This is a genomic window from Rhodococcus sp. NPDC049939 (assembly GCF_040656415.1).
In the GTDB taxonomy this organism is placed as follows: Bacteria; Actinomycetota; Actinomycetes; order Mycobacteriales; family Mycobacteriaceae; genus Rhodococcus_F.
Map to the genome: position 1 here is coordinate 262,134 of NZ_JBFAMC010000001.1, position 5,843 is coordinate 267,976.

Sequence of the window (5,843 nt, forward strand, 5' to 3'; positions counted from 1 at the left end):
CCATCGCTACCTACCGCGGAGTCGGTCCATCTCCCGGCGTTCGCGTTTGGTGGGCCGGCCCGCTCCGCGATCGCGGCGAGGAACAGATGCGAACAGTTCGCGTGGTGGGGGCGGTGGTGTGTTGTCGGTGAAGCATTCGACGGCCACTGCCGCTCCCACGCGTTTGGCGATCGGGCGCGTGACGACCACGATGCGTTCGGTGCCGGCGGCGCGGATGCGTACGTCGTCGCCTACTTTGACGGGCTGCGCGGGCTTGGCGGTGGTGCCGTTGACTCGCACATGACCCGAACGACATGCAGCGGCTGCAGCCGACCGAGTCTTGAACAGTCTGACCGCCCATGCCCAGCTGTCGACCCGAACGCTTGTATGGTCGATATCGGAACGCGCCACCCAATCAGGATACGAAAGCGTCTCGGAGATCGTCCCTTTGCGCCGCGAATGTCCGGATTGTGCGACACTTCCGCCATCTACGTTCGACAGACGGAGTATTCATGGAGAATTCGCGCAAGATCGCCTTCGGAGCTGTTGCGGTGGGGAGCCTGTGTTTCGTCGGACCTGGAACGGCTGTGGCAGACCCGAATTCGCCGCAACCCGGTTCGGTCGATGTAGACCCCGCTCTGCTGCAATCCGACACGTTCGTGGGAAATCTGCCCCCTATGCCGGTCGGGACGTACAAGGGAATATCGAGCCTGCCCTTCGTCGACCAGATCTGGAATGGAAAGACCTTCGGGTTCGGCACAGTGGTCGACGACTTGAATGTGGAGTTCCCGGCTCTGTTCGGCATGACCTTCCAGGACGTGAACGGTGATGTCGTCACCGACTACAGTCCGGCAGGCATGAGCTTCTTGACCGACCGGATCACCATGAGGCCGGACGGATCCTACGAGGGCAGCTTCTACATCAACGACGTCCCGGTTGCCAGCTTCATCCTCCACAAGGACTTGCCGCCGATGGACGAGATGCCACCGTTGGACGAGATGCCGGCGTTGGACGAGATGGGTCCGTTGGATCACTTGCCACCGTTGGACGAGATGCCGGCGATGGCCGAGGTGGGTCCGTTGGATCACTTGCCACCGTTGGACGAGATGGCACCGTTGGACGACTTGCCGCCGATGGACGAGATGGCTCCGGAAGCGCCGCAAGCCTGATAACGCCGGATACTGAGAGTGGCGCGCAGTAGAACGGCCGCGTAGTACAACGGCATGATGTCGGCCTCGCATGCGACCGGCAGACAGAGGTGGTACGGGTGGGCATCGACAATGACGTCTACAACCGTGTGGGCGAGTCGTGGTGGGACGAAGACAACCCACTGAACTTGCTGCACGGCAGCATAACGCCCGGACGCTTCGCGTACTTCCGCAAGGTACTTGGCGAACGCACCGGCCGTGATTACGCTGGTCGCGACTACACGGGCCGCCACGCCCTCGATATAGGTTCGGGTGGTGGGTTCCTCGCGGAGGAGTTCGCTCGTATCGGGTTTCGGGTAGTCGGCGTCGATCCATCGCCGGTGTCGGTGGATGCCGCACGCCGACACGCCGCCGTATCGGCACTCGAGATCGAGTACCGGATCGGTACGGGAGAACGGTTGCCGGTCCCGGACGCCCAGTTCGACGTCGCCTATTGCTGCGACGTCCTCGAGCACGTGTCGGATCTCGAGGCTGTGATTGCTGAGACCGCGCGTGCCCTGAAGCCTGGCGGACTCTATTTCTTCGACACTCTCAACCGCACGTTCGTCAGCAAGCTCGTGATAATCAAGATCATGCAAGAGTGGCGGCTGACCAGGCTTTTCGACACCCCCATCCATGTATGGTCGATGTTCGTCCGGCCCGCGGAACTGGTGTCGGTCATGGAGCGTCACGGCCTTCGACTCGGCGAAATCGTCGGACTCGGGCCGCGGTCGAAGAATCCTCTTCGGTTGCTCGACCTCGTGCGGGCCGGTGGCGCGCGCCTCAGCTACGGAGAGTTGAGCCGCCGACTCGACTTCGGGCAGGTCAAGAGTACGGCCAACTCGTACATGGGGTATGCCGTCAAGCGGTAGAAGACCTGTTCTGGTTTGTCGAGAGCTTTCCAGACGTACCGGTCGCATGAAGCACGGCCGCGTCTGAAGTTCCTCGGACGCTCACCGTTCGATTTACTCTCCGATGTAACCCGTCTCGGGGTTGATCAGATCGAGGAAGTTGGCGATCGCCTCTCGATGCTCGTCGACGGTTGGTGTGGGACAAACTGCGAATGGGTCGCCAGCTACATGTCGTGAGCTGGAGAATCCGTACGCCTCGTTCGGTCCGGATTCCCATGTGTAGTCGGACGTGTTGTCCGGGCGGATTTCGATTGTGAAGATCTCGCCCGTGACCGTCAGCGTGAACGGCCCGTCGCCTGCGGTCGGCCGACCCAAGTGAGGTGGCCGCCGACCTTGTCCAGGCTGGGCGGCCACCTCACACTCGCGGACCGGGGCAGCCCGCTTCACCTACGACTTCGTCACTGCGTAGCAGTGGTACTGGATCAGCTGTAGTCGTAGAAACCCTTGCCGCTCTTCTTGCCGAGGTGTCCTGCGTCCACCTTGCGCTTGAGCAGCGTCGGGGGAGCGTAGTGCGGTTCGGCGAACTCCGCGTACAACGACTCCGCCGCGGCGAGAGTGATGTCGAGACCGACCGTGTCGATCAACGTCAGCGGACCCATCGGATAGCCGCAACCCCCCTTCATGGCCTCGTCGATGTCCTCGGCGGTCGCGTATCCCGACTCGAGCATCCGGACGGCGGATGTGAGGTAGGGGATGAGCAGTGCATTCACGATGAAGCCTGCTCGATCGCCTGCGCGAACGGTCTTCTTGCCAAGCGCGTTCTTCGCGTAGTCGGTCACCGCGGCAACGGTTTCCTCCGACGTTACGAGGCTGACGACGATCTCCACCAACGGCATTACCGGAACCGGGTTGAAGAAGTGAATACCCACGACCTGTCCGGGACGCTGCGTGGCGTTGGCCATCTTGATCAGCGGGATGGACGAAGTGTTGGACGCCAGGATGCCCGATGGCTTGACGATCTTGTCCAGCTTTTGGAAGAGGTCGACTTTGAGCGCCTCGACCTCCGGTGCAGCCTCGATCACGAGGTCGCGGTCCGCGAACTCTTCGATGTCGAGGGTGACCCGAACTCGCGCGAGGGCCGCGTCCGCGTCGGACTGCTCGAGTTTCCCGGCCTTGACGCCGCGGGCCAGGGATTTCTCGATCCGTGCTCGCGCTGCCTCGGCGAACTCCTGCTTGGTCTCGAGGACGAGGACCGAACTTCCAGCCTTGATACATACCTCGGCGATGCCTGCACCCATGGTGCCACCGCCGATCACACCTACTAGCTCCACGATTCTCCTTCTACGTGCGACTGCCGGATATGCGGCGCCGCCTACTTCAACACCGCGGCGGTGCCGCCTACTTCAACACCGCGGCGGTGCCGCCTACTTCAACACCGCGGCGGTGCCGCCTACTTCAACAGCGCGCGGGACATCACGACGCGCTGAATCTGGTTGGTGCCTTCATAGATCTGAGTGATCTTGGCGTCACGCATCATGCGCTCGACAGGGAAGTCGGTGGTGTAGCCGGCGCCGCCGAACAACTGCACAGCGTCGGTGGTGACCTCCATCGCGACGTCGGATGCGAAACATTTTGCGGCGGCGGAGATGAACCCGAGGTTCCCCTCGCCGCGCTCTGCGCGGGCGGCGGAGCTGTAGACCAGCAGCCGTGCGGCTTCGACCTTCATCGCCATATCGGCGAGCATGAACTGCACGGCCTGGAAGTCGCTGATGGACTGGCTGAACTGCTTGCGATCCTTCGTGTAGGCGAGGGCGGCATCGAGCGCACCCTGAGCGAGACCGACGGCCTGCGCGCCAATGGTCGGCCGTGTGTGGTCAAGAGTCTGCAGAGCAGTCTTGAACCCGGTGCCAGGCTCCCCGATGATGCGGTCCCCGGGCACGCGGCAGTTCTCGAAGTACAGCTCGGCGGTGGGCGAGCCCTTGATCCCGAGTTTCTTCTCCTTCGGTCCGACGACGAAACCCTCGTCGTCCTTGTGGACCATGAACGCGGAGATGCCGTTGGCGCCCTTGTCTGGATCGGTCACCGCCATGACGGTGTACCAGCTGGACTTGCCGCCATTGGTGATCCAGCACTTGGAGCCGTTCAGGATCCAGTCGTCACCATCGGCTTTCGCGCGCGTACGCATGCTCGCGGCGTCGGAACCGGCCTCGCGCTCGGACAGCGCGTAGGACGCCATCGCCTCACCCGAAGCCAACTGCGGAAGGACCTGCTGCTTGAGTTCCTCGGAACCGTTGAGGATCAGGCCCATGGTGCCGAGTTTGTTGACTGCTGGAATCAGTGAGGAGGAGCCGCACACGCGAGCGACCTCCTCGATGACGATGCAGGTGGCGACCGAATCGGCGCCCTGCCCGCCGTATTGCTCTGGGACATGGACAGCATTGAAACCCGAGTTGACCAGGGCGGTGAGGGCTTCCTCGGGGAAGCGGGAGTCCTCGTCCACTTCTTTGGCGTAAGGTGCGATCTCCTTCTCGGAGAGCGCGCGGATCGCCGACCGCAGTTCGTCGTGCTCCTCACTGAGCTTGAACAGATCGAAGTCCGGATTTCCGGCCATGGGGGTACTCCTCGTCTAGTTTCATCATTCAGCCTCGGCGACACCGAGCCTGGCTGGCACTACGTGCCAGGTCCTACTCTCGTTTGGGCGAGTTGCAAGCTCGTAGTGGGCATGCGGCCAGCAGCCCTGTGCAGTCAACCACGGCACTGAGTGCCAGTCCAGGGTGGTTGTGGTCACCGGGTCGTTCATACGCGACGCTCGGACAACTGTGTTTTGATCTGTCCGGTGATCTCCTCGACGGGGGTGCCGGGTGGATACGATACGACCAGGACCGCATTGCGGTCCTGGTAGGACGCACCCGGCGCCACCCCGAAGGTCCGGCGCACGTCGAGTAGCGCGCGTTCGAGTTCGTCGGACGTGGCGCCCGGATCACCCCGGATCATGTTCCGAAGCAAGAAGTTGTGGCACGCGGTGACAGCGGCGGCGAACCCGATCACCTTCAGCGGCGGTTCGGTGGGCACGGCGCCGCGTAGGTAGTCCACGAAAGACCGTTCGTAGCGGTCGCCAGTGACAATTTCCCGCTCGCGTAAAGCGGGAACGCGTTGTACCACGTGGTACCGGCGGACCGAGAGGTCGCGATTCTCACAGAACCGGTCGAATACGAGACTTGCCGTCTTGCACACCGCAGCCCACGGGTCGTCGGACTCCGACGACAGATGCTCGGCGACCTGCTGCAGCAACGATTCGTGATCGGCGAAGATCACATCCTCCTTCGAGCGAAATTGCCGGAAGAATGTGCGCCGCGACACACCAGCCGCCGAAGCAATCTGCTCGACGGTGGTCGCTTCGTACCCGTTCTCGGAAAACAACCGGATGGCCTGTGACACGACGTGCATGCGGAAGGCTGTGGCATCGAGGCCGGGGGCATGAACACGTTCGGTCATGACGTCCAGTATCCACTTCGTTGATCCGAGACCGCCGTTCGCTGGACTGCCGCCCAAAACTGCCGTTAGCTGGACTGCAGCGACCAAGACCGCCATTTTCTGGACTCCGGCAACCAAATGGGCGGATACTCGAATCAGTTGGCCCCGCGTTGTTCGAGGGCTGCGGAAGTACGAGATCAGCCGCGCTCACCTGCACAGCGCCCTACCGAAGGGGGGAGAAAGCCACGCTACCCCCCCATTGTCCTGTCTCGGCTGACGCGCTGCCCTCGTTCGTGCTGTCGGGGATACCTTTCCGAAAGGGAAGCCTGTGGAGCCCGCCGAATCGATGAAG

General features: G+C 62.6%; 7 protein-coding genes. 2 read left to right on the top strand and 5 right to left on the bottom strand.

The genetic code is table 11. From position 1 onward, the window contains the following. Window positions 1–6: 6 nt before the first annotated feature. On the bottom strand, window positions 7–390 hold the full coding sequence (locus AB0I57_RS01205; protein WP_358328681.1) for an RNA-binding S4 domain-containing protein: 384 nt from the start codon (window positions 388–390) through the stop codon (window positions 7–9). A gap of 101 nt (window positions 391–491) precedes the next feature. Here AB0I57_RS01205 and AB0I57_RS01210 point away from each other — a divergent pair, with 101 nt between their 5' ends. After that, window positions 492–1,148, top strand: coding sequence for a hypothetical protein (locus AB0I57_RS01210; RefSeq protein ID WP_358328684.1), 657 nt, complete (start codon window positions 492–494; stop codon window positions 1,146–1,148). Window positions 1,149–1,237: 89 nt separating this feature from the next. Then, on the top strand, window positions 1,238–2,038 hold the full coding sequence (ubiG, locus tag AB0I57_RS01215; protein WP_358328687.1) for a bifunctional 2-polyprenyl-6-hydroxyphenol methylase/3-demethylubiquinol 3-O-methyltransferase UbiG: 801 nt from the start codon (window positions 1,238–1,240) through the stop codon (window positions 2,036–2,038). A 93-nt stretch (window positions 2,039–2,131) separates the two neighbouring features. Here ubiG and AB0I57_RS01220 read toward each other — a convergent pair whose 3' ends face one another. From AB0I57_RS01220 to AB0I57_RS01235, 4 genes are all read right to left on the bottom strand, one after another. Next, window positions 2,132–2,464, bottom strand: a complete 333-nt coding sequence (locus tag AB0I57_RS01220) for a hypothetical protein (protein ID WP_358328690.1) — start codon at window positions 2,462–2,464, stop codon at window positions 2,132–2,134. A gap of 35 nt (window positions 2,465–2,499) precedes the next feature. Beyond that, window positions 2,500–3,348 carry a 3-hydroxybutyryl-CoA dehydrogenase gene (locus AB0I57_RS01225; RefSeq protein ID WP_358328693.1) on the bottom strand — a complete coding sequence of 283 codons (849 nt, stop codon included), beginning with the start codon at window positions 3,346–3,348 and terminating at the stop codon, window positions 2,500–2,502. A 119-nt stretch (window positions 3,349–3,467) separates the two neighbouring features. Continuing rightward, a complete protein-coding gene (locus AB0I57_RS01230; protein ID WP_358328696.1) occupies window positions 3,468–4,628 on the bottom strand; it encodes an acyl-CoA dehydrogenase in 1,161 nt (386 codons plus the stop codon). Window positions 4,629–4,813: 185 nt separating this feature from the next. Further along, window positions 4,814–5,512, bottom strand: coding sequence for a TetR family transcriptional regulator (locus tag AB0I57_RS01235; RefSeq protein WP_358328700.1), 699 nt, complete (start codon window positions 5,510–5,512; stop codon window positions 4,814–4,816). Window positions 5,513–5,843: the final 331 nt, after the last annotated feature.